The sequence below is a fragment of the Wolbachia endosymbiont (group B) of Apotomis betuletana genome (genome assembly GCF_947250475.1).
GTDB lineage: Bacteria > Pseudomonadota > Alphaproteobacteria > Rickettsiales > Anaplasmataceae > Wolbachia.
The window spans coordinates 1,027,998-1,054,516 of record NZ_OX366320.1; the positions used below are offsets into that span (position 1 = coordinate 1,027,998).

24 protein-coding genes, 5 tRNA genes and 1 pseudogene are annotated in these 26,519 nt (G+C 35.0%); 17 read left to right on the forward strand and 13 right to left on the reverse strand.

Features of this window, described 5'->3' with window-relative positions:
- Positions 1 to 45 precede the first annotated feature (45 nt).
- The 3 genes from nuoI to infC all read left to right on the forward strand — a co-directional run bounded on the left by nuoI (position 46) and on the right by infC (position 3,145).
- Positions 46 to 528 (forward strand): NADH-quinone oxidoreductase subunit NuoI, encoded by a 483-nt coding sequence (gene nuoI, locus OOK82_RS04710; protein WP_264376017.1) that lies wholly within the window; start codon positions 46 to 48, stop codon positions 526 to 528.
- Positions 529 to 713: 185 nt separating this feature from the next.
- A complete protein-coding gene (thrS, locus tag OOK82_RS04715) occupies positions 714 to 2,615 on the forward strand; it encodes a threonine--tRNA ligase (protein ID WP_264704515.1) in 1,902 nt (633 codons plus the stop codon).
- A gap of 11 nt (positions 2,616 to 2,626) precedes the next feature.
- Positions 2,627 to 3,145, forward strand: a complete 519-nt coding sequence (gene infC / locus OOK82_RS04720; RefSeq protein ID WP_010404127.1) for a translation initiation factor IF-3 — start codon at positions 2,627 to 2,629, stop codon at positions 3,143 to 3,145.
- A 22-nt stretch (positions 3,146 to 3,167) separates the two neighbouring features.
- On the opposite strand, the gene nuoF is transcribed toward infC, so the two are convergent.
- The gene (gene nuoF, locus OOK82_RS04725; RefSeq protein WP_064085745.1) at positions 3,168 to 4,421 is read right to left on the reverse strand and encodes an NADH-quinone oxidoreductase subunit NuoF; all 1,254 of its coding nucleotides are present in this window, start codon (positions 4,419 to 4,421) and stop codon (positions 3,168 to 3,170) included.
- Between the two features lie 17 nt (positions 4,422 to 4,438).
- Positions 4,439 to 4,511: transfer RNA gene (locus OOK82_RS04730), tRNA-Lys, on the reverse strand.
- Between the two features lie 299 nt (positions 4,512 to 4,810).
- Here OOK82_RS04730 and OOK82_RS04735 point away from each other — a divergent pair.
- The 4 genes and pseudogenes from OOK82_RS04735 to OOK82_RS04750 all read left to right on the forward strand — a co-directional run bounded on the left by OOK82_RS04735 (position 4,811) and on the right by OOK82_RS04750 (position 6,452).
- Positions 4,811 to 4,886 (forward strand) — tRNA-Ala (locus OOK82_RS04735).
- A gap of 17 nt (positions 4,887 to 4,903) precedes the next feature.
- Positions 4,904 to 4,968 (forward strand) — tRNA-Val (locus OOK82_RS04740).
- Between the two features lie 318 nt (positions 4,969 to 5,286).
- Positions 5,287 to 5,595 (forward strand): hypothetical protein, encoded by a 309-nt coding sequence (locus OOK82_RS04745; RefSeq protein WP_264704516.1) that lies wholly within the window; start codon positions 5,287 to 5,289, stop codon positions 5,593 to 5,595.
- A 29-nt stretch (positions 5,596 to 5,624) separates the two neighbouring features.
- Positions 5,625 to 6,452: pseudogene (locus OOK82_RS04750) on the forward strand (IS630 family transposase).
- A 297-nt stretch (positions 6,453 to 6,749) separates the two neighbouring features.
- Here OOK82_RS04750 and ftsA read toward each other — a convergent pair.
- Positions 6,750 to 7,988 (reverse strand): cell division protein FtsA, encoded by a 1,239-nt coding sequence (gene ftsA / locus OOK82_RS04755; protein WP_264704517.1) that lies wholly within the window; start codon positions 7,986 to 7,988, stop codon positions 6,750 to 6,752.
- Between the two features lie 137 nt (positions 7,989 to 8,125).
- On the opposite strand from ftsA, the gene def reads away from it, so the two are divergent.
- From def to OOK82_RS04770, 3 genes are all read left to right on the forward strand, one after another.
- Entirely contained in the window at positions 8,126 to 8,665 is a 540-nt protein-coding gene (def, locus tag OOK82_RS04760) for a peptide deformylase (protein WP_064085644.1), read from the forward strand.
- Positions 8,655 to 9,428: a uracil-DNA glycosylase gene (locus OOK82_RS04765; RefSeq protein ID WP_064085643.1), complete on the forward strand. Its 774-nt coding sequence runs from the start codon at positions 8,655 to 8,657 to the stop codon at positions 9,426 to 9,428. The genes def and OOK82_RS04765 overlap by 11 nt, the downstream gene beginning before the upstream one ends.
- Positions 9,429 to 9,875: 447 nt before the next feature.
- The gene (locus OOK82_RS04770; protein WP_007302313.1) at positions 9,876 to 10,403 is read left to right on the forward strand and encodes a demethoxyubiquinone hydroxylase family protein; all 528 of its coding nucleotides are present in this window, start codon (positions 9,876 to 9,878) and stop codon (positions 10,401 to 10,403) included.
- Between the two features lie 131 nt (positions 10,404 to 10,534).
- On the opposite strand, the gene OOK82_RS04775 is transcribed toward OOK82_RS04770, so the two are convergent.
- The gene (locus OOK82_RS04775) at positions 10,535 to 11,767 is read right to left on the reverse strand and encodes a hypothetical protein (protein ID WP_264686876.1); all 1,233 of its coding nucleotides are present in this window, start codon (positions 11,765 to 11,767) and stop codon (positions 10,535 to 10,537) included.
- 249 nt (positions 11,768 to 12,016) lie between these two features.
- Here OOK82_RS04775 and purF point away from each other — a divergent pair, with 249 nt between their 5' ends.
- A complete protein-coding gene (gene purF / locus OOK82_RS04780; RefSeq protein ID WP_264375095.1) occupies positions 12,017 to 13,402 on the forward strand; it encodes an amidophosphoribosyltransferase in 1,386 nt (461 codons plus the stop codon).
- 493 nt (positions 13,403 to 13,895) lie between these two features.
- Here the strand turns inward: purF and OOK82_RS04785 are convergent, their stop codons facing one another.
- The 4 genes from OOK82_RS04785 to OOK82_RS04800 are packed head-to-tail and all read right to left on the reverse strand — an operon-like array spanning position 13,896 to position 16,690.
- Positions 13,896 to 14,375: a dihydrofolate reductase gene (locus OOK82_RS04785; RefSeq protein ID WP_264704518.1), complete on the reverse strand. Its 480-nt coding sequence runs from the start codon at positions 14,373 to 14,375 to the stop codon at positions 13,896 to 13,898.
- Positions 14,372 to 15,625: a dihydropteroate synthase gene (gene folP / locus OOK82_RS04790; protein ID WP_264704519.1), complete on the reverse strand. Its 1,254-nt coding sequence runs from the start codon at positions 15,623 to 15,625 to the stop codon at positions 14,372 to 14,374. The genes OOK82_RS04785 and folP overlap by 4 nt, the downstream gene beginning before the upstream one ends.
- Positions 15,622 to 16,008 carry a dihydroneopterin aldolase gene (locus tag OOK82_RS04795; RefSeq protein ID WP_143689820.1) on the reverse strand — a complete coding sequence of 129 codons (387 nt, stop codon included), beginning with the start codon at positions 16,006 to 16,008 and terminating at the stop codon, positions 15,622 to 15,624. Before OOK82_RS04795 ends, folP begins: the two co-directional genes overlap by 4 nt.
- 22 nt (positions 16,009 to 16,030) lie before the next feature.
- A complete protein-coding gene (locus OOK82_RS04800) occupies positions 16,031 to 16,690 on the reverse strand; it encodes a CADD family putative folate metabolism protein (protein ID WP_052264774.1) in 660 nt (219 codons plus the stop codon).
- Positions 16,691 to 16,870: 180 nt separating this feature from the next.
- Between OOK82_RS04800 and OOK82_RS04805 the strand changes: the two genes are divergently transcribed.
- Positions 16,871 to 18,004: an alpha/beta hydrolase gene (locus tag OOK82_RS04805; RefSeq protein WP_264375098.1), complete on the forward strand. Its 1,134-nt coding sequence runs from the start codon at positions 16,871 to 16,873 to the stop codon at positions 18,002 to 18,004.
- Between the two features lie 15 nt (positions 18,005 to 18,019).
- Here OOK82_RS04805 and OOK82_RS04810 read toward each other — a convergent pair whose 3' ends face one another.
- From OOK82_RS04810 to OOK82_RS04825, 4 genes are all read right to left on the reverse strand, one after another.
- On the reverse strand, positions 18,020 to 18,265 hold the full coding sequence (locus tag OOK82_RS04810; protein ID WP_264704520.1) for a hypothetical protein: 246 nt from the start codon (positions 18,263 to 18,265) through the stop codon (positions 18,020 to 18,022).
- Between the two features lie 717 nt (positions 18,266 to 18,982).
- Positions 18,983 to 19,059: transfer RNA gene (locus OOK82_RS04815), tRNA-Ile, on the reverse strand.
- Between the two features lie 39 nt (positions 19,060 to 19,098).
- On the reverse strand, positions 19,099 to 19,425 hold the full coding sequence (gene trxA, locus OOK82_RS04820; protein ID WP_007302120.1) for a thioredoxin: 327 nt from the start codon (positions 19,423 to 19,425) through the stop codon (positions 19,099 to 19,101).
- A gap of 79 nt (positions 19,426 to 19,504) precedes the next feature.
- Positions 19,505 to 20,125 carry a ribonuclease D gene (locus OOK82_RS04825; RefSeq protein ID WP_007302121.1) on the reverse strand — a complete coding sequence of 207 codons (621 nt, stop codon included), beginning with the start codon at positions 20,123 to 20,125 and terminating at the stop codon, positions 19,505 to 19,507.
- Between the two features lie 159 nt (positions 20,126 to 20,284).
- Here OOK82_RS04825 and OOK82_RS04830 point away from each other — a divergent pair.
- The 4 genes from OOK82_RS04830 (at position 20,285) to OOK82_RS04845 (ending at position 22,663) form a co-directional block, all read left to right on the forward strand.
- Positions 20,285 to 20,357: transfer RNA gene (locus tag OOK82_RS04830), tRNA-Gly, on the forward strand.
- A gap of 206 nt (positions 20,358 to 20,563) precedes the next feature.
- Positions 20,564 to 20,917 carry a hypothetical protein gene (locus OOK82_RS04835; RefSeq protein ID WP_264704521.1) on the forward strand — a complete coding sequence of 118 codons (354 nt, stop codon included), beginning with the start codon at positions 20,564 to 20,566 and terminating at the stop codon, positions 20,915 to 20,917.
- Between the two features lie 41 nt (positions 20,918 to 20,958).
- On the forward strand, positions 20,959 to 21,843 hold the full coding sequence (gene era / locus OOK82_RS04840; RefSeq protein ID WP_264686872.1) for a GTPase Era: 885 nt from the start codon (positions 20,959 to 20,961) through the stop codon (positions 21,841 to 21,843).
- Positions 21,836 to 22,663 carry a 3'-5' exonuclease gene (locus tag OOK82_RS04845; protein ID WP_264704522.1) on the forward strand — a complete coding sequence of 276 codons (828 nt, stop codon included), beginning with the start codon at positions 21,836 to 21,838 and terminating at the stop codon, positions 22,661 to 22,663. Before era ends, OOK82_RS04845 begins: the two co-directional genes overlap by 8 nt.
- A 42-nt stretch (positions 22,664 to 22,705) precedes the next feature.
- Here the strand turns inward: OOK82_RS04845 and OOK82_RS04850 are convergent, their stop codons facing one another.
- A complete protein-coding gene (locus OOK82_RS04850; protein WP_264704523.1) occupies positions 22,706 to 24,019 on the reverse strand; it encodes a lipase family protein in 1,314 nt (437 codons plus the stop codon).
- 328 nt (positions 24,020 to 24,347) lie between these two features.
- Between OOK82_RS04850 and OOK82_RS04855 the strand changes: the two genes are divergently transcribed.
- Positions 24,348 to 26,354, forward strand: coding sequence for a WD0745 family porin (locus OOK82_RS04855; RefSeq protein ID WP_264704524.1), 2,007 nt, complete (start codon positions 24,348 to 24,350; stop codon positions 26,352 to 26,354).
- Positions 26,355 to 26,519 lie beyond the last annotated feature (165 nt).

The window sequence follows — 26,519 nt, forward strand, 5'->3', positions numbered from 1 at the left end:
CTGATAATATGATTTATAATGACTGACACAAGTTTTAAATATTTTATGCTCAAGAAATTAGCTTGGTACTGGTCTTTTGTAGAGTTAATTAAAGGGTTTGTTATTACATTAAAATATATGTTTAAGCCAAAGGTTACTTTGAGGTATCCTATAGAGAAGGGCCCTTTAAGTCCAAGGTTTCGTGGTGAGCATGCGTTGCGTAGGTATCCAAATGGTGAAGAACGATGCATAGCTTGTAAGTTATGCGAAGTTATCTGCCCTGCTCAATCAATAGTTATTGAAGCAGAGGAAAGAGAAGACGGTAGTCGCCGCACCACACGCTATGATATTGACATGACAAAATGCATATATTGCGGACTTTGCCAAGAAGCATGTCCAGTTGACGCAATTGTGGAGGGTCCTAACTTTGAATTTGCTACTGAAACAAGAGAGGAGCTAATGTACAATAAAGAAAAGCTATTGCGTAATGGTGAAGTTTGGGAAGAAGCAATTGCACTCAGGTTAAAAAAGAACAGGCCGTATTATTAACTAGGTATGTCAACAATTAAAATTTCTTACAGCAAGTATGTAATAGATCTCTTGTACAACTGTTATTTAACTGAAAGATCAGTAGCTCACCTTTTGGTGTCATTCCAGCGCGTGACGCTGGAATCTAGAAAAGAAAGAAACATGGATCCCAGTGTCAAGCACTGGGATGACAAAAGGTCTAATGAATGATAAAAGTTACCTTTTTATCCGAACAAAAAGTAAAAGAATACAGTGGTAGAGTCACTGGCTTTGATATATTACAACCGGATGCTTTGAGAGAAGCAATTGCCTTTAAGGTAAATGGTGAGTTGTATGATCTCTCACGTGAAATTGAATCTGATACAGAGATAGAGGTAATACAACTGAGTGACGAAGCGGGTTTAGATATAATAAGGCATGATGCTGCTCATATAATGGCGCAGGCAGTAAAAGAGCTCTTTCCTAATACTCAGATTACTATCGGGCCAACAATTCAAGATGGTTTCTACTATGATTTTGCTACAGATCGTGCCTTTACCACGGACGATCTTACTGCAATAGAAAAAAAAATGAAGGAAATTATAAAAAGTAACCACAGATTCGTCCGAGAAGTTTGGACTCGTAAGCAGGCAATTGATTTCTTTAGTGATATAGGTGAAAGATACAAGGTTGATATTGTTTCATCAATACCAGAAAACGAAAACCTAACTGTTTATAAACAAGGCAACTTTGTAGACCTATGTCGTGGTCCGCACTCACCATCAACTGGCAGAGTTAAAGCGTTTAAACTTATGAAAGTAGCAGGTGCATACTGGCGTGGCGATTCTAAGGGCCCAATGTTGCAAAGAATATATGGCACCGCGTGGAGAAATAAGGATGAATTAAATACTTATCTTAAACGTCTGGAGGAAGCAGAAAAACGCGACCACCGCAAAATTGCTAAGGATATGGACTTATTTCACATTCAAGAGGAAGCTGTTGGGCAGATTTTTTGGCATGAACAGGGATATACTTTATATAATGTTCTTGAGTCTTACATCAGAAAAAAGTTAATGAACAATGGCTACTTTGAGGTAAAAACACCTATTTTAGTAAGCAAAGAGCTGTGGGAAAAATCGGGACATTGGGATAAGTTTCGTGAAAATATGTTCATTATTGATGAATCTGAAAGTAAAAAGCTAGCAATAAAACCCATGAATTGCCCTTGTCATGTGCAGATTTTTAATTCTCACACCAGAAGCTATCGTGATTTACCGATACGTATGGCAGAGTTTGGCACATGCCATAGAAATGAAAGCTCAGGCTCATTGCATGGAATGATGCGAGTGCGTGGTTTTACGCAAGACGATGCACATATTTTTTGTATGGAAAAACAAGTGAATTCTGAAACTGTAAAGTTTTGTGACCTTTTAAAAGAAGTATATTCAGAACTTGGGTTCAATGAAATTTCTGTGAAATTTTCAGACCGTCCAGATACTAGATCAGGTAATGATGAAGTGTGGGATAGAGCTGAAAGAGCACTGCTTGAAGCAGTTAAAGAAGCAGGGCTTAGTTATGAACTTAATCCTGGTGAAGGTGCATTTTATGGTCCAAAGTTAGAGTTTGTTTTGAAAGATGCAATAGGTAGAAATTGGCAATGTGGAACGTTGCAAGTTGATTTTATTTTACCGGAGCGGCTTGGAGCTTTTTATATAGGAGCAGACGGACAAAAGCACCACCCTGTTATGCTACATAGAGCAATTCTTGGAACTTTTGAACGTTTTATTGGGATTTTGATAGAAAATTATGCAGGAAAATTTCCAATTTGGCTTGCTCCAACGCAACTTGCTATTCTGACCATTATAAATGAAGCTGATGGTTATGCTACTGAAATCAGCAATATTTTAAAAGAACAAGGTGTTAGAATTAAGACCGATTTGACCAATGAAAAAATTAGTTATAAGATACGCTTGCATAGTTCAAATAAGGTACCTATATTATGGGTTATAGGTAAAAATGAGATCATCAATAGAACTGTGTCAGTGAGAAATTTAGGGTCAGAAGAACAAGAGTCTTTTCCTTTGGAAAAGGCTACTGAATTGCTTTTAAAAAGTATTAATTTGAGTTAAGGGAGAAAAACTTGCAAGTTCAAAAGAATAATAAAAACAAAATTAATGAATTCATTACAGCTAAGGAAGTACGCTTAGTTGATCATAATGGTGAAATGGTTGGAATTGTGCCATTAAGACAAGCTTTGGAAGTTGCACAAGGTGTCAATTTAGACTTGGTAGAAATTGCACCTGATTCAACTCCTCCAGTATGTAAAATACTCGACTACAGTAAACAAAAATATGATGCAAAAAAGAAGGCAAGCGAGGCAAAAAAGAAACAAAGAGCATTAACTATAAAGGAAATTAAGCTGGGCCCCAATATTGATAATCATGACTATGAAACAAAATTGCGTCAAACAAGAGATTTTCTTATATCTGGGCATAAAATCAAGTGCACAATGAAATTTAGAGGTAGAGAGCTTATAAATACTGAGGTTGGAGTGGAAAAATTAGAACGGCTAATTCGAGACACTGAAGATATTGCAAAGGTAGAGCTAGCGCCTAAAAGGGAAGGAAATCAATATTTTCTAACTCTGGTTGCTAAGTAGTAAAACGACTTAAAAGTGTAAGTTAAGTTACTGCCCTATCTTCAATTACATGACGAAAATGTCTGATTAGCCCTTGCACTGGCCAAGCTGCAGCATCGCCAAGCGCACAAATTGTATGTCCTTCTATTTGAGTTGTAAGGTCAAGTAGCTTATCTACTTCACCAGGTTTAATATTTCCTGCTACCATTCTTCTCATAATTCTCCACATCCATCCAGTACCTTCACGACATGGTGTACATTGCCCACAGGACTCATGCATATAGAAATGTGATAATCTTTCTATTGCAGCTATTATGTCAGTTGATTTATCCATCACTATCACAGCAGCAGTACCAAGCCCTGATTGTACAGCTCTCAATGAATCAAAATCCATTTCAATAGTATCGCATATAGATTTTGGAATTAATGGTACTGAAGACCCACCAGGTATTACAGCAAGTAAGTTATCCCAACCTCCTCGCACTCCACCTGCATATTTTTCAATTAATTCACGTAGTGAAATTCCTAGCTCTTCTTCAACATTACATGGATTATTTACATGCCCTGAAATACAAAAGACCTTAGTGCCAGTATTATTTGGTTTACCAAGAGATGCAAACCACTCTCCTCCGCGATTTAGGATATCTGGAACCATAGATATAGTTTCAACGTTGTTTATTGTAGTGGGGCAGCCAAAAAGTCCAACACCTGCGGGAAATGGAGGTTTCATGCGAGGAAAGCCCTTTTTTCCTTCAATGGATTCGAGTTGAGCTGTTTCTTCCCCACATATGTAAGCTCCTGCACCCCTATGGATAAACACATCAAGATCATAACCTGACTTGCAGGCATTTTTTCCAATTAAGTTTTCTTTATAGGCTTCCTCAAGTGCTTTTTTTAGAACTAAATGTTCATTATAAAATTCACCCCTGATATAAATATACGCAGCTGATGCGCTGATCGCTCTGCCAGCCAGAAGAATTCCCTCAAGTAGCTTGTGTGGCTCATATCGTAATATGTTTCTGTCTTTACATGTACCAGGTTCTGACTCATCTGCATTGACTACTAAATATGCTTTTGGAGGATTTTTAGGCATAAAGCTCCACTTAAGGCCAGTAGAAAATCCTGCACCCCCTCGACCTCTCAAGCCAGATTTCTTTACTTCATCAATGATTTTTTCTGATCCTAAATCCAGTAATTCCTTTGTTTTTTGCCAACTACCACGTTTTTTTGCACCCTCAAGTAGTGGTGTTTCTTTACCATTTAAGTTTGTGAATATTTTGTCCTGTTCTTTTAGCATGCTTTTAAGATTCTAAGTGATCCCGACGCGATTCGAACGCGTGACCCACTGATTAAAAGTCAGTTGCTCTACCGGCTGAGCTACGGGATCATTTTATTTTTCAGCTATACTAAACAGTAATATAGTTTTTATCCATTTTAATCAAACTAAAATTTTCATGTGTGGTTAAATAAATTATATAATGTACTGTATTAGTGATAATTTAATTAAAAATTTTTGAAGGAAAACTTCTTGTTAATTCAAAGATTCATTTGGTAAAGCTGACGTACAACTCTAAAAAGATAGAGAATTATACATAAATGCAGAATTTGTGCACTATTTAGCAATAGCCTCACAAATAAATATTTCTTGCATTTCAGCCTGAGTGATTTATGCTTTAAGCAAAAGTTGGGGGCATAGCTCAGCTGGTAGAGCATCTGTTTTGCACGCAGAAGGTCAGCGGTTCGATCCCGCTTGCCTCCACCAATCCACAAACAAGAAAAGGGCGGTTAGCTCAGTTGGTAGAGCATCTCGTTTACACCGAGGGGGTCGGCACTGTCATCGCCCATTAAATGGAGAGTTTTTAGCCAAAATTTAAAATACAAAAATACGCTAAACACCGTTCAAATAAACACGGTATTTCACTTCAAATGTTTACCCATAAAAACTCCATATTTTTACATAATCTATTAACAATACTCTCTATTTCTCTACAATATAGGGTATTTTTCAACAATTTAGATAGAGTAAACAAGTCAATAAAAGAATTTAATTTGACAGTAGAGAGAGGTTTGTTTTGAAAAATATTTTAGATTGAGAAAAATTAGTGCTAAGTTGCAAAAATCTTTTTTTAACAGTATACTGTAATAACACTAAGGTACTAGTAGTGACAGGGATTACACAAGAAAAATACTCATCAAAAACTCTAGCATCAGAACTGCAAAATCTTCCAGAACCTAGAGCAAGTCTTAATTCAGCTTATGAAAGCAGTGATATTGATGAGAATATTATTTTAGAACTTCCACTCAATAATTTGCTTTGTCTATTAGAAGCTCCTAAAGATGGCGACGAAGGAAGAAATGCTCGGTCAGGGTATCAAACATGCATAGATTTTATAAGAACTCATTATATTGTAAACGAGCAAGAAATAAACTCTAAAAGTATAGCTCTTTTCATAATAGTCCAAACGAGGTAAAATAAGGTTTTATAGTAGTGAAGGTAAGGATGCCAGCAGCATATAGTTATAAAAAAAGCAATGGAAGCACTAGAAGAAGGAGAAAGCAGGGAAACGGTGGCAGCAAGATTTAAAATTGGAAGAACTACGTTATGGGAGTGGCAGCAAAGAAGAAAAGAAACAGGAGATTTTCAGTCAAAAAAACTTGGAAATGGAGGTTATAATCACAAAATTACTGACTGGAATAAATTTACTGAATTTGCTAAAAAATATGGTGGTATCGGAAATGGCTAAGCTTTGGAGCAATGTTAGTATCCCAACGATCCATCGAGCTCTTAAAAAAATTGGACTCACACGCAAAAAAAGACATATGGATACAAAGAAAGAAACGAAGAAAAACGCGCTGAATTTTTGAAAATTATAGCAACAAAAGAACCTCAAAACTTAGTTTATATAGATGAGTCTGGCATTGATAACACCGAGTTATGGATATTGCCAGAAGGGACAGAGGTTTTATGCTCTAAAATCTGGTAAAAAAATTCAACGAATCAGTATGATTGCAGCCTTAAACGGCAGAAAAATAGTTGTTCCGTTAACATTTGAAGGCCACTGTAATATGGATATCTTTAATAAATGGTTTGAGCAGTTTCTGACACCGATTTTGAAACCTGGACAAACTGTTATCCTTGATAATGCTACTTTTCATAAGTCTAATAAGATTTGCTAAAGGAGTTGGCGCAGAAATTTTATATCTACCGCCTTATTCTCCCGATTTTAACAAAATTGAGCATCATTGGTTTGCTATAAAAAACAGAGCTAGGAAAAACATCCCTCTATTCACATCTTTTCGTCATGCTGTTGATTCCGCTTTTCTATAAGCTTTTCGGACTATTATGAAAAGAGCTATAAATGGCTGTTTTATAATGAATTTTGTCAGTAACTGCCAGTTCTTTTCACTTGAGCGATGCAACAAAGCCCACTGGGATCCAGCCTGTTTTATCTTTTATCATAGAATGAGACGTTCAGCATATTCATCTTTTTCCATTACCATATCATAAACAATCATTCCATGGGAGCGCATAATTTCAGGTGTATGATCACGAATCAATTTATCAATCTTGAAATAATTTTCTTTATACTTCCTTTGACGGATATCAAAACTTTATTTGGTAAAATCAAACCGTGACTTTCGATTTAACCCAATTATACAATTTACTCATTTTACCATCTTGACCGAGGATTCCAGAGTTATTTTTATAAAAAGTGTCAACTATTAGCTTGATAGAGCCTATGGCAGCAGAAAATACGGGATTTTTATCATACTCGCCATCAAGGCCACTGAGAGACTCAGGGCATCCAATGCGGACTTGTTTGTTGAATATATAGCTTGCAATCTCTTTCATGCTTGTGAGTTGACTGGTTCCACCTGTGAGCACTACTTTATTGATTGGATCTTTTTGTTCTTGAAATTGTTCTCTTACCAGTTCAAATATCTCCTCAACTCTAGGTCTTATGATGTCAATAAGTTCGGACTTGGGTACTCGAGTCGGTTCATCATTTTCACTGTTTTGCAGTGTAATATATTCGTTCTCATCTATTGAAGTTACGACAGTGCTACCGTATAGTATTTTTATGCGTTCAGCATGCTCTATACTTGTGCATAGTCCATAAGCTATATCTCGAGTGATGTGAATGCCACCAATTGGAATGCTGCTTGTGTATATAAGCTTTCCTCTCTTAAAAATTCCAATTGCAGTACACCCACCCCCTATGTCAACAATGGCAGTTCCTAGCTCTTTTTCATCTTCACTTAGACAGGCAAGGCCTGCAGAATATGCGGAAGCAATACAACCAGCCATACTTATCCCGCTATTATTAGTTATACAATTTTCAATGTTGGTAAGCGCTGGACGCGAAGCAGTGACGACATTAACATCAGCAGATAGTCTTTTTCCGTACAATCCACCAACCTCTTTTATATCAGTCATGTCATCCAAGTGATATTTCAGTGGTATATTGTGAATGATAACATTTTCTTCGATATATTTCTCAAACGTCTGAAAGACTACACGTTTTATATCTCGGTCTGAAATTTCGTGATTAGCTGCAATAATTTCGTTATATACGTTAAAAGATGAGACTCCACATCCGGCTACATTCACATATATCTGATCTATAGTCTCTTCTGATACTTGCTCAGCTAAACCTATAGTTGATGAAATAGAGTAACTTGCATGCTTTGCATCAGTTATTGATCCACCGCTTATACCTTCTGCACTTTTATAACCCGTTCCTATTATTTTATAGCTGAAGTTGCTATTGATCTTAACAATGAGACAGATAATTTTTGTTGTACCTACGTCTAAAACGGCAAAAACATTTCGCTTTGGTTTTATTATTACTGCAGAGTACATTAGTTGACCTTATGACACAATTCCATTCAAATTGTAGCTTCCTTTAATAATTTATATTTCTATTAAAAATACAGCAACATTTTAATATACCCAAAATACTGTACAAAGGAAAAAATAAAACATAAAATTTTAATTTTATGTCTAAATTGCCAATTGTAATTGCCCCTGATGAAAGGTTAACTACACGTGCCAGTGAAGTAACAGATATAAACGATAAAATTAAAGAATTAGTAAACGACATGTTCGAAACTATGTACCATGAAGATGGTCTTGGCCTTGCTGCAGTGCAAATTGGAGTGATGAAGAGAGTTTTTGTCATGGACGTTCAGCCAGAGAAGGCTGAAGATGGGCCAGCAGGATATGAATCAACTGGCAAATTTTGCATGATTAATCCTGAAATTACAGAATTATCGGGTGAACAAGTAATTCTCAAAGAAGGGTGCCTTTCAATTCCAGAGCAAAGCCATGAAATTAAGCGTCCAAAATATTTAACTGTGAAATATAAAAATTTAAATCACGAAGAACAGACGCTAAAAGCTAGTGGTTGGCTTGCAAGGTGTATTCAGCATGAGTTAGATCATTTAAATGGTATATTATACGTTAGACATTTGTCTAAATTGAAGTACGATATGGCTATGAAAAAAGCTCAAAAGGTTAAGAGGCACTATGAACAATGAAGATCTAGAATTGTTGAAGTTCTATCATGAAGTGGGTGTTGACTGCACGCTAACTGAAGGTGAAGAGGAAAAAAAAGTGGAAAATGAGAGAGCTGCACAGTCTTCTGTCATCGAGCAGAAAAAAGCCATGTTCCCAAGTGACTGGATCATTGAAGCAAGGAAGCTTGCAAGTGAATGTGGTAGTGTAGATGAACTAAGAAGTGCAGTTAAGTCATTTGAGGGTTGTGAAATAAAAAAAACTGCAACTAATACTGTTTTTTCTGATGGTAATCCGAATGCAAAAATCATGCTTATTGGTGAAGCACCAGGAGCAAATGAAGACCTGAAAGGCATACCATTTTGTGGTGCAAGCGGAATGCTGCTCGATAAGATGCTCGGTGCAATTAATCTGGACCGCACTAAGGTATATATAAGCAACACCGTGTTTTGGCGTCCACCAGGTAATAGAAAACCAACTGATCTAGAGCTTGATATGTGCAGACCATTTGTTGAGAAGCATATTGCTCTTGTTTTACCGCAGATTCTAATTTTAGTTGGAGGAATTGCATGTTATAGCCTTCTTGATAACACAAAGACTATATCGAACTTGCGTGGCAAATTTCATACTTATACTAACCAATATTTATCTCATGCAATTACCACAGCCGCTATATTTCATCCAGCCTATCTACTTCGTCAACCAGCACAAAAACGCTTAGCTTGGGAAGATTTAAAGAAGATTAGAGAATATCTTGATAATACTAATAACCACACGGACGTTTAGCTCACTACTCGTTGTCATCCCAGTGCCGGCTAATTGCATTAAATATTGAAAAATTTACTAAACAGAGAAAAAGGCAAAAGAAAATCTATCAGCTACTACCTATTTTTTTTAATTGGCGTTTTTCATTGTATTAAATGCTTTGATAAGCGCATTTTAGCTTATGTGGGTAAAAGTTTTATAAAGACATAGAGTGCACATAGTGCAAAAAATTAAACATCAAGTATATTGAGCTTTTTGTCGTTTTATCTGCACAGACTGAAGATAAATAATATATCTTCACCCTTATTTTAAGGAGAATGGCGGAGTCCGTCAAGTAACTCTTGCCGTTGCTATAGCTGCTTGAGTTCCTGTAATCACAATGTTGGTGCAATGCACGCATGGAATTTTATTTACTCTATAATATGTTGGTTTATAGTAGTACTAATGCAGAAATAAAGGGAGGAGACATTGGAAAGCAATATAAAAAAATTGAAAGGAAATTTTTTAGAACAAGCAATTAGAGTAAATCATGCTGGCGAATATGGAGCCATTTGCATTTATTCCGGTCAAAAATTTATTCTTAAAAAATCTTCCATAATTGACAAAATAATTGAAATGGAGGAGCAGGAAAAAAAACATTTCCACTATTTTAATGAGAAAATCAAGGAGCAAAGAGTTCGTCCTACTGTTTTGTTGCCAGTTTGGGGTGCTTTAGGGGTATCACTTGGTGTTGTAACTGCCATGATGGGTAAAAAAGCCGCTATGGCTTGCACTGCTGCAGTTGAAGAAGTGATCGGAGAGCACTACAAGGAGCAAGTCTTACATTTAGAAGATGGGGAATTAAGAGAAACTATAAGTAAATTTCGCGATGAGGAATTAGAGCACAGAGATATTGCAATTCAGCACAATGCCGAAAGCGCACTTGGCTACAACGTTTTATCTTTGTTCATAAAAACAAGCTGCAAAGCTGCTATTTACCTCTCTAAATTGATTTAATCAATCACTATTTGACAACCAACCACATTTGCCTTTAGTTCTTGTGCTAATTGCTGCCCCATATCCTCTACTACAATCGAATGCGTATGAATGTTTATAATTAATTTCTTAATTATTATCCTAAAAATACATTAATTTAATTCCCTATTAGAGTTTTCTTGTTGTTGTAAACATGTTTGCATAAGACTAGTAGATGGAACGTTTTTAATAGTCTGAGTTAACTCCTCAGGAATATTTTCAAAACTCTTGCCCATAACTTCTAAAACACTTTTCCCCTGTATAAGACAATTCCCTCCAAAGCTTGATTTGTTTTCTAACTTGCTAAACCTTATTTTGCTTTTCTCATCAATTTCTACTACCATTTTGTTACCATCTTTCCGTAGATAAATACTAATCTCTCCTATTTTAGTAGTAAAAAATATTTCAATACCACCTTTTAAGATATCTGTGTAATTTCTTTTTCCATCTTCTGTAATTTCAACTTTTACTATACTTTCCTCAATCTGAAATATGCCAACTTCTAAATCCTTAGCTTTTTCATTATTTAAAGTTCTCGCAGTTTCAACAATACTACCTTGTGGATACTTAATATAAAAATATTTATTATCTACTTCTACTTCAAGATCATATTTATCAATTTGCTTGTTATTTTCTTTCACAATACCTTCATATGCTAGACCCTCTAGCATTTTTTTCTTACTCTTACATTGTTCGTTAAGATCATTTAAATAATTAGAGCCGTAATATCCGCCTTCAATATCGCTATAAAAAGATAATCCTTTTTCTACCCCACCTTTTAACACTAAATTACGAGTGATCTTTTGTATGATATTTTTTGTAGTTGAATTGTGTGGATTTGCATGAAAGCGATTAATTAATTCTTCCATTTTTTCAAATATAAAATTTGTTACAGTCTTATTATCCTTACCGTAATATGAGTTTAATCTTATTCCTTGATTTAAATAACCCTCTATTATGCGTTCCATGTACTTTAAAACGCTTTCTTGCTCATCGTGTTCTGTTATACCTTTTATCATCTCATCACAAAATTTTTTAACTAGAATTTGTTCATCTGTAATCAATGGTATTTGCAATTTCGTAGAAGATGAGTCTCGCTCAAAAAGATAAATTATTGACAATTCTTCTGCTCTTTTAATAAAGTCATAACTTCTTAGATATTCTGCAACATCTTTGTTTTTTGAGTACCTTTTCTTGATTAAATCCATATGCCTATCTTTACGACTTATAGTCGGTAATTTTGGATTTGATGAACTACTCTGTTGACTATTGAAGAAGCTGTTAGAGAACTGTTCAGGCTCTAAAATAAGATTACTTTCACCTTGTTTACCTACTTGCTTAGACATATTATATACCATAACCACTAAAACTTTTTAGTGATTACTTCAATACATAGATAAGTCAATAAAAATATCTTTTTCTCTTCAGTGCTAAAAAATTGTCAAAAATCTCAAAATTGGTTAATTGCATATAACCTACTTTCTGGTATACATCAAAACTACCGTAGAAAGCTTCAACTTTGAAAGGGATTAACAAATAAAATTCTTGTACTTTGCCTCTACTAAAGTACAATCAGGCTTTATTTAATATTTTTCATGCTTGATGAAGTACATGAGGAGTGCGGGGTATTTGGCATAAGTTATAACCAAAGTGCTGCTTTTAACTCTATACTTGCTCTCCACGCTTTGCAGCATAGAGGTCAAGAGTCTTTTGGCGTAGTAACCAGTAACAACGATAAGCTGCACTCTTATCACTTTCAAGGCCAAGTGAGCAGTGTATTTGATGATATAGATGAAATAAAGAAATCCTTACCTGGGGATTGTGCAATAGGTCATGTTCGATACTCAACAAGTGGTAGTAAATTTGGAGTGCAGCCCATGTTTGGCAAAAGTGGCAAATTTGGGGATTTTGCCATAGCACATAATGGTAATTTAATTAATATTTCTCCGATACGCGAACAATTAATTAAACAAGAGTGCGTTTTTCAGTCAGATATTGATACAGAAGTAGTAGTGCATCTGACAGCAAGCAGTGAAAAAGATAGCTTTTTAGAGAGTTTTATATATGCATTAAAGCAAATACAAGGTGCTTATTCTTTTGTGGCAATCAATCAAGAAGTAGTTATTGGAGTACGTGATCCATCTGGAATCAGGCCTCTTGTTTTAGGAAAGTTAAACGGTTCTTACGTTCTTGCATCTGAAACTTGTGCTCTTGATATAATAAATGCAGAGTTTATTAGAGAAATAGAACCAGGCGAATTAGTTACCATCAGTTCGGATAGTAAGCTAGCCTCAATGTTTCCTTTCCCACAGCAAAAATCAAGTTTTTGTATTTTTGAATACGTTTACTTCTCGAGACCAGACAGCATAATGGAGAAGAGGTCCATATATGATATAAGAAAAGAAATAGGAAGAATACTTGCAGAAGAGAGCCCACCAAAAAACAATGTAGATATGGTTGTACCAATACCTGATTCTGGAATACCTGCAGCTATTGGATATGCAAAGCATTCAGGATTACCTATGGAACTGGGGATAATTCGTAATCATTACATAGGAAGAACTTTTATACAACCCACCGCTGAAGTACGTAAAGTTAGAATAAAATTAAAATTCAATGCTAATAAGCACACTTTGAAAGGCAAAAACATAATTTTAATAGATGATAGTATAGTGCGTGGTAGTACGCTCAGAAATATAATAGTTATGCTAAAGGATGCAGAAGTAAAAGAGATTCACCTCAAAATTTCAAGTCCACCAATTAAGCACTCTTGTTTTTATGGAATAGATACACCAGATTGCAAAGATTTAATTGCTGCGACTCAATCTATAGAAGAGATAAAGGAAAGTATAGGAGTAGATAGCTTAGCCTTTTTGAGTATTGATGGGCTATACAGAGCTGTTAAAGCAGAAAAACGTAACAATGCTACACCGCAATATTGTGATGCTTGTTTCACTGGTGACTACCCAATTGGTAAGTAATCTATTATTAATGAAGGTGAGGTTTTTTCTATGTTATATTAACAGTTTTAAAAATAGATTTTTTGCATAACCATATAGTTTTTGCCTGGGCGTCATTTGAGTGAAAACTACTTTACAAATTTCATCATTCCCTTTACTATGATACTAAGAGTATTTATCCTTATTTTTGACCTGCAGGCTCAATCACAAAATCAGTAAAAAACTCAAATATTTATTGGCAAATTACACAAAAATTATAGCGGCTTTTTTTATTTTTTCTACATTCAGCCAAAACGCGCTTGTTAGAACATTATTATAGCGCCAATTTACATTATAAAACTCGTCACACGAGGATTCTTCTGCCTTTTTTCTTCGTTTGGTAAATTTCTTAATATTTATAGCTAAAGCTTCAGGCTAGCACTTGATGCTGGAATCCAGAAATCTTTTGAGCACAAAAGTTATGCTAGGTTTTTGTTGGTAAGAAAGGCTGATTACTTTTACGCTAATAATTTTACTACTCTGCTGAACGGATACAATTGAATATAGTATAGTCTTCTGTTCTGACGAGAATAGTTTTATTCCATCCATCAAAAAATGCTAAATTGAGGTATGTATCACCCTTATAGGGCTTGTGAATTTCAGTTATAATAAATTCTGAGATTAGGTTATGCTCTAAAAAAAGGTGTGCTATTTGTGCCCCACCAATCACAAAGACTTGAGAACTACTTTGAATTGACAGAAATTCTTGCATGGAAGAGACAACAGTACATTTTGGACCTCTATTAAAACACTTGTTACGGGAGAAAACAATAGGTGTACGATTCTTTAGTATGCTTTGAGGCACGGTTTCAAATGTCTTTCTTCCCATCACAATAATTTGTTTGTCGGTCACTTGACAAAAATGTTTAAACTCACTTGGACAACGCCAGGGCAAATCATTATTTATTCCAATTACCCCATTAGGGTCAACAGCCATAATTCCAATAATCTTCATCCTTTTAAGACAGCTTGGGCTACAAAAAATCTCATGTGGTCGCGTACATTATGCACTCTAAGGAAATCAACCTTATTTTGCAGTATAGCAGATGTAGCAATTGTTTCTAAATCTCTATTAGAGGGAGATTCTATGGAAAAAGAGGAAATAAATGACTTTCTGGAATGGCCAACTAAAACCTTGCAGCCAAAATTTTGTAAAGTTTCTATACTGCGTAAAATCTGAATATTCTGATATATAGATTTGCCAAAACCAATACCAGGGTCAATAATTATTGAATTTTCATCAAAACCCAGTCCTAGTAGTTTGTTAATGCTCTTCTCTGCCCAATTATTTATGATATCAATTGGGTCAGTGTCATGTGGAATAATATTGTCCTTATGTGGTGGTATCGAAAGTGAATGCATAATAACGACACTACACCCACTGCTAGCAACTTCTTTTAAGGTATTACTACTCAGATCTCCCTTCTGATCATTTACCCAGGCAATATTGTAGTGCTTCAAAACGTTTAAAATAACGTCTGGCCAAAAACTATCAATGCTGACTTCAATATCACCATTTTTCATATAGTCGCTAAGATTATCAAGTACTGGTTTTAGACGTTCATACTCTTCCTCTGGCGTCTTTATTGAAGCTCCAGGCCTTGTTGATTGAGCTCCAAGATCAACTATGCTTGCACCATCTGATACCAGCTGCAATGCCTGCTTGGTTGCTCGATTCGCATCATAATAAAGACCACCATCTGAAAATGAATCAGGGGTAATATTGACGATACCCATAAGCTTTGGTGAAAGCGTAAAACTCTTTGAAAAACAGTCTTGAACATTGAAAGCAAAGGTTTTGTTAACCATTGCCATCAAGTGGAGCAAAAATGGTCTATTTACTAATTCTGGGTGAGGAATTTTAAGGTCAGGTATATCAAGCGTTAGATCATCCCATAACAAAATATCTAAATCAATAACACGAGGTGCCCATTTTTCGTAGACTTGTGGACGACCAATATCACATTCGATTTGTTTTAAGCCTTTTAGTAGATCCTCAGGAGAAGAAGAACAACTTCCATAGACAATCATGTTGAGAAATGGCTTGTTCCAATCAGGTGGAGCACCATTTAGTAAAATAGCCTTAGTTTCTAGAATGATCGAAGACTTTAAGTCTTTTAAATAGCGCTTCTTTAGTAACTCAGTAGCTCTTTGTAAATGGGAAAGGCGATTCCCTATATTTGATCCAATAGAAATATAGATCATTCTTGCAATTCATTACAGTAAGTAAAAAAAACGCCCCCATGCACACCAGGAACTGGTGGTGCGATTTTGTGAGTAGTCACCCTGACAGAAGAAATAATATGCTTCTTTCGCAGCAAAAGGTTATTAATGGCTCTGTATATCTCATGAGTTAAATGCTCGATTAAATTAAATTGCTTGCCCTGAACAAGAGATTGAATATTTTGCACTACTTCCAAATAGCAGATAGTATCTTTAAGTTGATCAGTTGTAAGCCCTGAAGGAGGAGATTTAAAAGTGAAATCAACGTCAATACTCACCAATTGGGGAGAAAACTTCTCTTCTGCACTACATCCCAAATGAACCCAAAGCCGTAAATCAGATATAAGAAGATTACATGCTACCACTGAATTTAGTATCTACTTATAATTAATGACAAACATCAACATTCATCATGCCATCAAGAAAACCCCATAAGAGTTTTGCTCCTTTTTCAGCGCCTTGCATAACTTTCTCTTGTTCTTCTTCGTTTAAATCTGCAATAAGGTTTGCACATTCTTCAGAATGCCACTCATCAGCTTCCATATGAACGGTAAAAAATTTGAGAGAACGCTCATCATTTATTGAATAGTGTTTTTTCAGACCTTCAATTTTAGACTTAGAAACCTCTGGAGTTTGACGTTCATAAGCGTACAGAGCTCCAAGACCTGCTGCAAAATCTGATTTTACAATGTCAAAATAACCATCAACTAATTCTCGTGTCTCCTTAATTTGTGCATTTTCACAAAGTTCTGAACGTGCTACTCCCAGTCCTTCAGCAAAACGCTGCCATAATTCTGGGTGATTCTCGTCGCCTTGTTCTTCCTCTATTAAATTACCAAGTAAAACTTGCCGCATTTTCAAATTCGGACACAAGGAATGTATACCGCTGATATAACGAGGAAAAGCAGCAACATGGTGATAATATTCCTTAGCGTAGGTTTGCAGAGCCTGCAGGCTTAAGCTACCTTCATTCCATGACTCGTAAAATGGGTGTTTTAATAAGTGTAAACTATCTAATTGATTATTAAGTAATTGAACAAATGTCATAAATAAACAGTAAATTGTTTTAGGCTACGTTTAGGTTTATCAAATGTCAAGAGGCATTTCTCACTACTACTTTAATTCCAATAAATATAAAGATAGATACGCTGTAAGTTAATTTTTTAGTAAAATTGATTTTTTCTAAAATTTCATGTATTATTAAATCAATATAGTGAAAAACGCAAAATGAAAGTAACAGAAGAAAATACAATAAAAATTAGGGAAGAGTTCGTAGAAGTTCAAAATGGAATGCGAATTCAAAAGATAGTGATGTCAAACTCGAAGAGCAGTGCAGATAGCAGAAAGAAAAAGCATATAGTTTACTTTCCAGGGCTTACATATACTTTTGAAAAAGAGCCAAATGAAGACAAAAGTGAATGGAATTGGGCAGCTGAAGCAGGTATGGATGTTCACCTTATTAATTTTCCTGGTTCTGGAAAAAGCAAAGGCCATTCTTTAAACGGTCGAAATCGAGTAAATGCAGGAATTGGAGTCATTTCAGATCTTCTAAAGCAAGGCATTCACCCAGACAATATAGTACTGTATGGAAGCTGTGCTGGAGGACCAATAGCTGCGGAGGTTTATAAAAAGTTTAAAAAAGATGACAATATTCATTTAAGATGCATTATCAATAAATCCTTTAGCTCATTCAAAAAACTTGTAGTGAAATTACTACACATATCAAAACCTAAATGGCTATTTCCTCCTATAATAAAATTCATACTCAAATGCTTTGGTTGGCACTTTAAGCCACACACAATAGTAAACGACATTACTCCATACACAATTTGTTTTAACTTAGAGAACGATGGCTTTATTAGTAAGCAGGCAAATATAGGTACTAAAATTGCTGACATAGAAAAAAGTCATAGGAAAAAAAACTACCAAAAAAAAGAAACTTTTGAAGGTTTTGAGCAATATAAAGAGTTTTTTATGGAGCATGCCAACTTAGCTAAAATAAAAAACCTTGAACCTGAAGTTGGAATAATGAAAAAATGCTGGAATAAGTTTCTATCGTTACTACCTATTAAGGCAGATGATATTCACTTTTCTTCGATTACAGAATTGTGCTCATCAAGTGAACACAAATACAATCTTCCTGAGCTGATTTCACTCTTTTTAGAATTCACAGATAATTATTTTGAAAAGAAGGGCTCTCTCAATCAAGAGAAACAACCAGAGATAAAAACAGAAGCGATATGTGGAAAGAATAGTGAAAAAGAAATAGAGGAAAAGAAACAGTATTTTACCAATTTAAAGAATTATTCAATAAGTCAGAATATATCTAAAAAGCTAACATCTCTGCAAATATTGAAATAAGTGTTTCTTTTGTGATTAAAAAAACATTGCATCTAGAGTATCTGCCATAAGTGATAATTCTGTGCTTTCATCATAGAGATTGTTTTCACTAGCTAATAATTTCTCACTAATTTGTGGATAAAGTTTAGAAACGTACTTCTCATAGCATTCATCTAGACATTCTTGGTCTGTCCGTTTTGTTTTGTAGGAATGGCATTTCTCCTTACATTGATTATATCTAAATTTAATCCCTTGCTCTCTGTTTGATGCTTGTTGTTGCATAATATTCTCCAATTCAAATAATTCTAATATTAGCATACAAATATGAACATTATGTTAATATCATTACTTTTTAGGTATACATGGCAAATTTATGCCTGGAAACAGTTTTTGGTTATTTCCTAGATTTTCTTTATAAAAACCAAAGGCGCCAGTTGGTTTTTATTAGCTAAGGTAAAGGTCAAATATCTGGAATTTTGGACATAAAATCCTCCTGTGTGAAAAAAAAGATTAAAAAAAATGCAGCGCACATACGACAGAAATTAAGCATGTGTGTGCACTCACATACACTGAAGAAGATACGCTACGTTTTTTATGAAAAGTTAATTGAAAGTCTGCAGACAAATTTGAGCTCTTAAAATATCTCTAACTTTAATTATAATTAGATTGAAAATACGCGGAAGTAATTTTTTTTGACAATAGATTTCTTTCATAACCAGACAGCTGGGATCCAATAAGAAAATCTGATCACACGCTGGAATGACACCGTCCTGCCAGTGCATGATGCACCAAAAGTTGTGCATCAACAAGGGTATCATGTGAGTAGCCTCTCTTTTGTCGTTCGAGTAGCTCTTTTGTTGTCATCCCAGTGCCCAGACACTGGGATCCATTTTTTTTCTTCTAGATTCCAGCGTCACGCGCTGGAATGACACCCATTTAGTTTTCTTACCTGTCTACCTTATCTTGCTACTTTGCTGAACGGATACATTTTATTAATAGTGGTGGGATTGGTAGGACTCGAACCTACGACCAATTCGTTATGAGCGAACTGCTCTAACCGACTGAGCTACAATCCCTTTTATCAACACCTATAATACACGCAAAAGGAAATTTGTCTACTCGCTTATTTCACTATCAACCCAACTGTGTAAATCATTTATTGCGCCAATTTTGCGTGCAATTTCCTTACCATCTTGAAATATGATTAAAGTAGGTATAGATTGAACTCCATACTTACTTGGCACTTCAGTTTCTCCATCTATGTCGAACTTGCAGATCTTGATCTTGCCTTTTCTATCCTCAGCCAATTGCTCGATACGTGGCATCAGACTTTTGCATGGTCCACACCATTCTGCCCAAAAATCTACCAGCACAAATCCTTTGTGGTTAGCAACTTCAGATTCGAAATTTTGATCATTTACCGCTTTAATATCATCACTCATAAAATACCTAAATTTTTATAAATATAGCGTATCAATTAACAGCTGATCAACTAAATTTTTCTGGATTCAAGTGAAGTGATTACATATGATGATTAAAGATATCTACACTCCCCCAACCCATTGAATCTAGCTCAATACGAGTAGGAAGAAATTCAAAGCACTTTTCGGCTAATTCTTTTCTATTTTCACGTTCTAGCATTAAATCTAGCTTTTCCTTTATTTTATGGAGATATAAAACATCAGATGCAGCATAACTTTTTTGCTTGTCTGTTAAATTTTCATTTCCCCAATCAGAAGATTGTTGTTGCTTATTTAATTTTATATCAAGTAGTTCTAAGCACAACTCTTTTAAGCTATGATTATCTGTGTAGGTGCGAACTAAACGTGAGGCTATTTTCGTGCAATAGCAAGGCAGTGCCCAAGTTTGCAGGTAGTAATGTATTATACTCACATCAAATCGCGCAAAGTGAAATATTTTGGTTATATTTTTATCCTCTAATATTTTTCTCAAATTTGGAGCTGTATAATCGTTTTTGAATTGAACTAAGTGAGCGTTGCCATCATTGAAAGAGAGCTGAACAAGGCATAATCTATCTCTGCTATGCAGTAGCCCCATTGCCTCTGTATCAACAGCTATAGATTTTATATCATTCGGTATTGCACTGGCTGGCAGGTCGTCCTTATATATAAATATTCTCATAAATTTAATATGTTTTATGACACATACAATAATCAAAAATGAGTTTTAAGTATACGAAAAGATCATAGAAAATTGGCTCTCATGATTTTCATGCATGTAGGGTTTACAAATTGTAATATGTACCTATAATTAGAAGTAGAATCTAAGCAGAATTTAACTGCGGGAGTAGCTCAGTTGGTAGAGCGCAACCTTGCCAAGGTTGAGGTCGAGGGTTCGAACCCCTTCTCCCGCTCTTTAATTTTAACATAAAAAATTTCCTTCCCCTATTCAACTAGTTCAGCTATACTAAAAGTAGCTAAAAGCTTTTTAGAAAATTATTATTTAGGAGGATTATATGGACAACAAGACTAAACCAATGTTATTTGCCTTAGGTATAGCTACATCAATAGGAGCACTTACAGGTTTGGGACCAGTTTTACAGCTTTATCACCTTTAGTAATGGGTGGAATTATTGCTGCGGTTTCGGCAGCCTTACTTGCATGTAAATTTATTTATAATGAAAAATTTTCCAAAGAAAGTTTTTTTATTGGTGCTTGTTCATGTGCTGCAAGCTTTGCAACTGGAGTTGGTCTTGCTGCAGCTGCAACTGCTGTTTTCCCTGGTGCAATGCTTGGAATGGGATCGGCAGCTTTAGCAGGTGCGGTGATAGCACCCATAGCAGTAATCGCAGGGGTATTTGTAACATTTTGTGTTATTGAACCAATAGCTGAAAAAGTGAATGATTATATTATATCACCTATAGTTGAGCGTTTTTCTTCAAAAGAGGAAGAGTGCAATCTACCTGCAAAATAATCAATTGACGTTAGCATTTAGTTTTCTTTATAATTTCCTTTGTGAAAGAAGAAAAATGCTTATTTGTAACGATAGCTGGTTTGCCAAATGCTGGAAAGTCAACGCTAATTAACAGCATCGTAGGCAAGAAAATTGCAATTGTCACCCCTAAAGTGCAGACAACAAGGACACAGGTAAGGGGTGTTGCTATATGCAACAATGCGCAAATTGTTTTTACTGACTCTCCGGGAGTGTTTTCAGCAGAAACAAATCTTGAAAAAGCTTTAGTCAAATCTGCATGGGGAGCAGTTAAGGATAGTGACATTACTTTATTGCTTGTTGATGTAAACAATTACCTAAAAAATATAGAAAGAATAAAAACGATATTTGCACGACTGGAGCGCACAAAAGGCAGATGCATTTTGATTATCAATAAAACTGATTTAGTAAAGAAATCAGAGCTCAAGATGGCACATGAGCACCTAAATTTGCTTTATAAGTTTGAAAAAATTTTTACGATCTCGGCACTGAAGAATGATGGACTTTCTGATCTGACTAGTTACTTGTCTGAAATTGCACCGATAGGCCCTTGGTTTTATGAAAAAGATCAAATAACTGATTCCTCAGCTGATTTTTTATCAGCGGAAATTACGAGAGAAAAGTTATTCTTGAACCTACGTGAAGAATTGCCATACTCTACAGCTGTTATAACTGAACAATTTGAGGAAAAAAAAGATAAGAGTTTAGTCATAAAACAGATCATATTTGTATTGAAAGATAATCATAAGAAAATAGTGCTAGGAAAAGACGGCAGTAGCATAAAAAAAATTAATATCGAGGCGCGTACAGAATTGGAAAAGTTATTTGAGTGTAAAGTTCATCTCTTTTTGTTCGTAAAAGTGCGACCTTGGACTGATCGCCCTGAGGAATATATAAGTAATGCTTAATTCTTTGTTAGTATTTGATATTGAAACTATACCAGATGTAAATTCCTGCAAGGATTTACTAAATATTAGTGATGATAGCAGTGTAGAAGAAAAGAGGAACGCATTAACAAAATATCATCTTGAAATAACAAACGGGCAAAACTCTTTTCTGCGTCAGCCCTTCCACCTTGTTGTAGTCATTAGTTTTTTACTTTGTAATATAACACGCCAGAGCGGTTATGAAATGTTCACACTACAAGAAATAAGATCTGGAGGCACAGTAAACTCCAATGAAAAAGAGCTAGTAAAGGGATTTTTTAACTACATATCAGAGAAAAAGCCAAGACTAGTTTCGTTCAATGGACGCACTTTTGATATACCGGTACTGAAGTACCGTGCTATGGTTCATGGCATTCAAGCAGAATATTTTCACAAAGCTGGCGATAAGTGGAATAGTTACAATCAGAGGTACAGTAGTGATTGGCATTGTGATTTGCTTGAATCTCTCTCTGATTTTGGAGCTTCTGCAAGAATGAAGATGAACGAAGTTTGCGCAGCATTTAATCTTCCCGGTAAGATTGGAGTTGATGGTTCACAAGTTATGGACTTATATGATAGTGGCAAAATACAAGAGATTCGCGATTATTGTGAAACAGATGTGATTAACACTTATTTGATTTATTTGAGGTTTATGCATCATCAAGGAAGAATTACTACAGAAAGCTATAATAAGAGCATAGAAGAACTGCTTTTAGAATGCGAAAAAAAAGAACACCTAAAGAAATTTAAAGAAGAATGGAAAATAACTTCTGGTGAAAATTTTTATATTGAACTTAAATGAATAGATGCTACAGAGCAATCTAATGATTGCTCTGTATAGTAGTTATAAACTCCTTGTAGTAGAAAAGACATTTTGATGTGCCCTTTGCTTAACTTCTGCTTGTTCAAGCTTAGAAAAATTTTCTAAGTTTTTATCTTGGTATTCCTTTTTTACTTTCTCGAAAAAATTTTGTCCACCAAGAATATAATTACCTAAATTAGCAGCATAATATTGAGCATTACCTAAAACTGTACAGTTAATTCGACTTAATATTCTCGAAGGGTAATAAAAGAGAGAAACGTTATTGTTCGATCGGAAATCCTTTTCATCCATTATTTTAATGGCTTCATGATAACCATCTATTTGATGAACAAAATATCCTTCAGGTACTGATATTCTCAATTGTGCACCTACATGAGCATAACCACAAATACCAGGTGATACCGCTGGTACTGGGTCTTGTCTATGTTGAGTTACTCTAATGGTTTTTTCTTGAAGAACATCATTATAAAATTCACTAGCAGTAAGATCAAAAACTCGTGGATCACCAAAAGTTGCAACATGAACATCTTCAGCTCCTTCTGTTTTATTGAGGCATAAAGCAGCTATCTTAGCAATAGCTCCTCCCATACTGTGACCTGTGAGATTAATTTTAAAATCCTTGATTTCTGATCCCTGTTTTTCAGCATGAGATTTCAAAATGCCATACAGATTAGGCCATGAATCCATAAATGAATTATAGAAACCACAATGAATTCTTCCACCTTCAGGTAAAAATTCCGAAGTAGCAAAAAGTACATTTATATCAGTAATTCCATCATTAAAACTCTGGCTCAGACGAGTACCATGGTAAGCTATTGTTATTTCTTTACCTTTTATAAAAACGTGACCAGCATCTTTTTCAAAGCTATTACCAAATGGAATAATTTCATAACCTTCGCTGATGAGTTCAGCTCTAGTTTTATACATTTTTTCAGTAGATGGAACAATTTCAAAATCTTCTACAATTTCAAATTCAGTTTTGTATACTCTTTGAGCTAGGTTGTTACATCTTTTTTTACTTAATTTACCATCATCATCGCCATAGCTTATCTTGCAGAAATTACCCATTTCTAATAATTTCTCTCGATCAAATCCTGCAATTTTTACAATACTTTCATCTATTTTATAGTCAGAAGGTAAAGAACATGGCTCATTTGGATCAGCACGATTTATAAATTCATAATCTTCAATGATCTCAAATTCATCGTCATATTCTTTCATCTCGTATTTGCCATCATCTACTGAAATAGAATCTGGCTGTTCAGTATTACCTGGCTCTGAGCCTGTAGCAGCACCTGTAGTGCTAAACCAATTTCGTAAAAAACTAAAATCCATAAATACCTTAATTATTAAAAATAAAACAATAATTCACTAATTATAATATAAACTAATATTATTGTCAATAGTTATATTAATATTTTAATCTTTATGTACTTTCACTTGAGTAAATTTTACTTCCATAGAATAAGTATAGAGTTATAATACACTAACAAGCAAACCTCTGTACTAAATTTTGGTTAATATACACGTTGAGCGTATTAAGAAAGTTGCTTTTAAAGTATTGCATTTTACTTTTATTTTCGCTATAAGGTTGCTTTAAGTTGGATTTTCAACACCTTTATACTATTTATGTTATGATTTTAAAATTTTTTGGGGGCACTTCATGAAAAAATCTATTTATACTAGAACTGCTCTAGCTTCTCTATTGACTTTATGTTCTTTCAGTGGCTTTGCTGCTGACTTTTCTGACGAGAGTATGAAGGAAGTAAAAAAGCAAGAAAGTAACGAGTCAATCAAAACTTCTGGAAAGATGGAAGTGATGAAGACGTCAAATAAGAAACTAAAAGAAAAAATGGACAGGATATGTAATGCTGATCCAAGAAAAAAAGCTGAGGAGCAGAAGAAAAAAGAGGAGTTAAAATTAGCAGCTGAACAAAAGAAGAAAAAAGAAGAGTTAAAATTAGTAGCAAAACAAAAGAAAAAAGATGAAATTAGGCTAGCAAAAGAGAAAAAAGCAAAGCTTATAGAGGATTCAAAGGCGAAAGCTCTAAGCACTAAAAATTCTAATGTAGAAAAGTCAAAAATTAAGGGTTCTAAAACTAAGAATGCTAAAATTGAAGCTAAAGATATAAAAAAGAATGTAAAAGTTGTTAACAGCAATACAGAGGAAAAAGGTAAGGCAAGTCCTGTTGTTTCAGTTGGTGGGATTGATATTATCAATACCAATCAAGGGGATGGTTTAAGAATAACTTTCGGTGGCGTTGTTGATTCTCAAGGTTATGGTAACCATGGGCTAAGTGGCTATAACCATTATAATGTTATGCCAGGTAAATCTACAGATTATTTTAACAATACTCCAGATAGTATAAAAGGAGCAAATCCAATATTTCCTAAAGGGATAGGGAATATTGGTGATTACAGTGAAAACATGGGCATGATTTCAGATGCAATATTGCACTTAAGAGCTGAAAATAAAAATGAGGATATTGGTCTTCGTTATGGTGCCGATGTACAATTCCATGTTCCAGTTACTGAAGGTAAAGGAGCTTCACAAGGCGTGAATGCTGCAAGAGGTAGAAGTGCACATGTGTTTTTGAATTCAAAATATGGTGATCTGAAACTTGGCTATCAGTTTGGTCCTGAGTCTCTGATGAGACTTGATGCAACAAGAATTGCAACTGTTGATGGAGCTGCAGATAGTGACTGGTTCAGAAAAGTAAACTTAGAAGGAAGTGCTGCAAACTTCCCATTTTACGTAACACCACGTCTTTACACTGAAAGCTTCTCGAGCGAGAGCGAAAAACTCTCCTTCCGTATGGCAGGAAAATACAACAAAGACGTTATGACCACATTGCCGTTTAGAGCTGCTTACTACTCACCAAATTATATGGGTGCAAGATTTGGTCTTAGCTACTCACCTCGCTACGATAGTGGTTTATCCGTTGTAAAAGAAATAGCTCCAGATTTCCTCAAAGATTCAAGTAATAAGGTAACAGGGGTAAAGAATGAGGAAACGTTAAGACATGTTGGACCAGATTACCAGCATATAATAAGTGCTGGTGCATCATATGAATATGACTTTAGTAAACATAATGTAAAAGTTAAAACTTCCGTAGTTGGTGAATATGGGGTTTCAAAGCAACCGAGTAAAGATAAGCATCTTTATAAGGAATTTGTAGAGTACAATGACCTGATGGGTGTTAATTTGGGTGTAAGCGCTGATTATAAGATTGATGAAGGTCAAAATATAAAATTCGCTGCTTCTTTTGCATATTTAGGCAAATCTGGTCAACCGAAGAGTATCAAGGAACTCAACCCTACTTCAAAAGAATATAAAGAGACTACTGATATTGCTAGAAAAAATGGCTTAAAGCAATTTAATGACAAGGACACCATGTATTGGACTGCAGGTGCTGGTTATCAATATGAGAATGTTTATACAAGCTTGACATACTTTGGCAGTACAATGAATGATAAAGATATGCTTCATGATGTTGCACTTGGTGTTCAGTATGATCTATCTTCTTGCAATAAGAGCAAGTTTGTTCCTTATGCAGCCTTACATTATTTTATGACTGATGAAAAAGGTGCGCTGAAAGATAAAAATAATGCTGATGTACCTTCTAACCAAGGAATTCTTCTCCTCACTGGTGTGAAGTTTTCTTTCTAATTTGTTCTAGTAATACACACCACAACTTGAATGTGGTGTGTATCTTATCTGTTAGCATTTACTCATCGATCAAATAAACATAAGCCAGTGCGTAATAAACTCTACGAGTATTTATTTTATTCACACAATAAGTAATGTCATCCCAGTCACAGCTGTACGAAAATT

Coding starts and splice junctions, on each gene's coding strand:
- nuoI (WP_264376017.1), top strand. CDS start 46: ATGCTCAAGAAATTAGCTTGGTACTGGTCTTTTGTAGAGTTAATTAAA.
- thrS (WP_264704515.1), top strand. CDS start 714: ATGATAAAAGTTACCTTTTTATCCGAACAAAAAGTAAAAGAATACAGT.
- nuoF (WP_064085745.1), bottom strand. CDS start 4,421: ATGCTAAAAGAACAGGACAAAATATTCACAAACTTAAATGGTAAAGAA.
- ftsA (WP_264704517.1), bottom strand. CDS start 7,988: ATGTACTCTGCAGTAATAATAAAACCAAAGCGAAATGTTTTTGCCGTT.
- def (WP_064085644.1), top strand. CDS start 8,126: ATGTCTAAATTGCCAATTGTAATTGCCCCTGATGAAAGGTTAACTACA.
- OOK82_RS04765 (WP_064085643.1), top strand. CDS start 8,655: ATGAACAATGAAGATCTAGAATTGTTGAAGTTCTATCATGAAGTGGGT.
- OOK82_RS04775 (WP_264686876.1), bottom strand. CDS start 11,767: ATGTCTAAGCAAGTAGGTAAACAAGGTGAAAGTAATCTTATTTTAGAG.
- purF (WP_264375095.1), top strand. CDS start 12,017: ATGCTTGATGAAGTACATGAGGAGTGCGGGGTATTTGGCATAAGTTAT.
- OOK82_RS04785 (WP_264704518.1), bottom strand. CDS start 14,375: ATGAAGATTATTGGAATTATGGCTGTTGACCCTAATGGGGTAATTGGA.
- folP (WP_264704519.1), bottom strand. CDS start 15,625: ATGATCTATATTTCTATTGGATCAAATATAGGGAATCGCCTTTCCCAT.
- OOK82_RS04800 (WP_052264774.1), bottom strand. CDS start 16,690: ATGACATTTGTTCAATTACTTAATAATCAATTAGATAGTTTACACTTA.
- OOK82_RS04805 (WP_264375098.1), top strand. CDS start 16,871: ATGAAAGTAACAGAAGAAAATACAATAAAAATTAGGGAAGAGTTCGTA.
- OOK82_RS04810 (WP_264704520.1), bottom strand. CDS start 18,265: ATGCAACAACAAGCATCAAACAGAGAGCAAGGGATTAAATTTAGATAT.
- trxA (WP_007302120.1), bottom strand. CDS start 19,425: ATGAGTGATGATATTAAAGCGGTAAATGATCAAAATTTCGAATCTGAA.
- OOK82_RS04825 (WP_007302121.1), bottom strand. CDS start 20,125: ATGAGAATATTTATATATAAGGACGACCTGCCAGCCAGTGCAATACCG.
- OOK82_RS04835 (WP_264704521.1), top strand. CDS start 20,564: ATGGGTGGAATTATTGCTGCGGTTTCGGCAGCCTTACTTGCATGTAAA.
- OOK82_RS04845 (WP_264704522.1), top strand. CDS start 21,836: ATGCTTAATTCTTTGTTAGTATTTGATATTGAAACTATACCAGATGTA.
- OOK82_RS04850 (WP_264704523.1), bottom strand. CDS start 24,019: ATGGATTTTAGTTTTTTACGAAATTGGTTTAGCACTACAGGTGCTGCT.
- OOK82_RS04855 (WP_264704524.1), top strand. CDS start 24,348: ATGAAAAAATCTATTTATACTAGAACTGCTCTAGCTTCTCTATTGACT.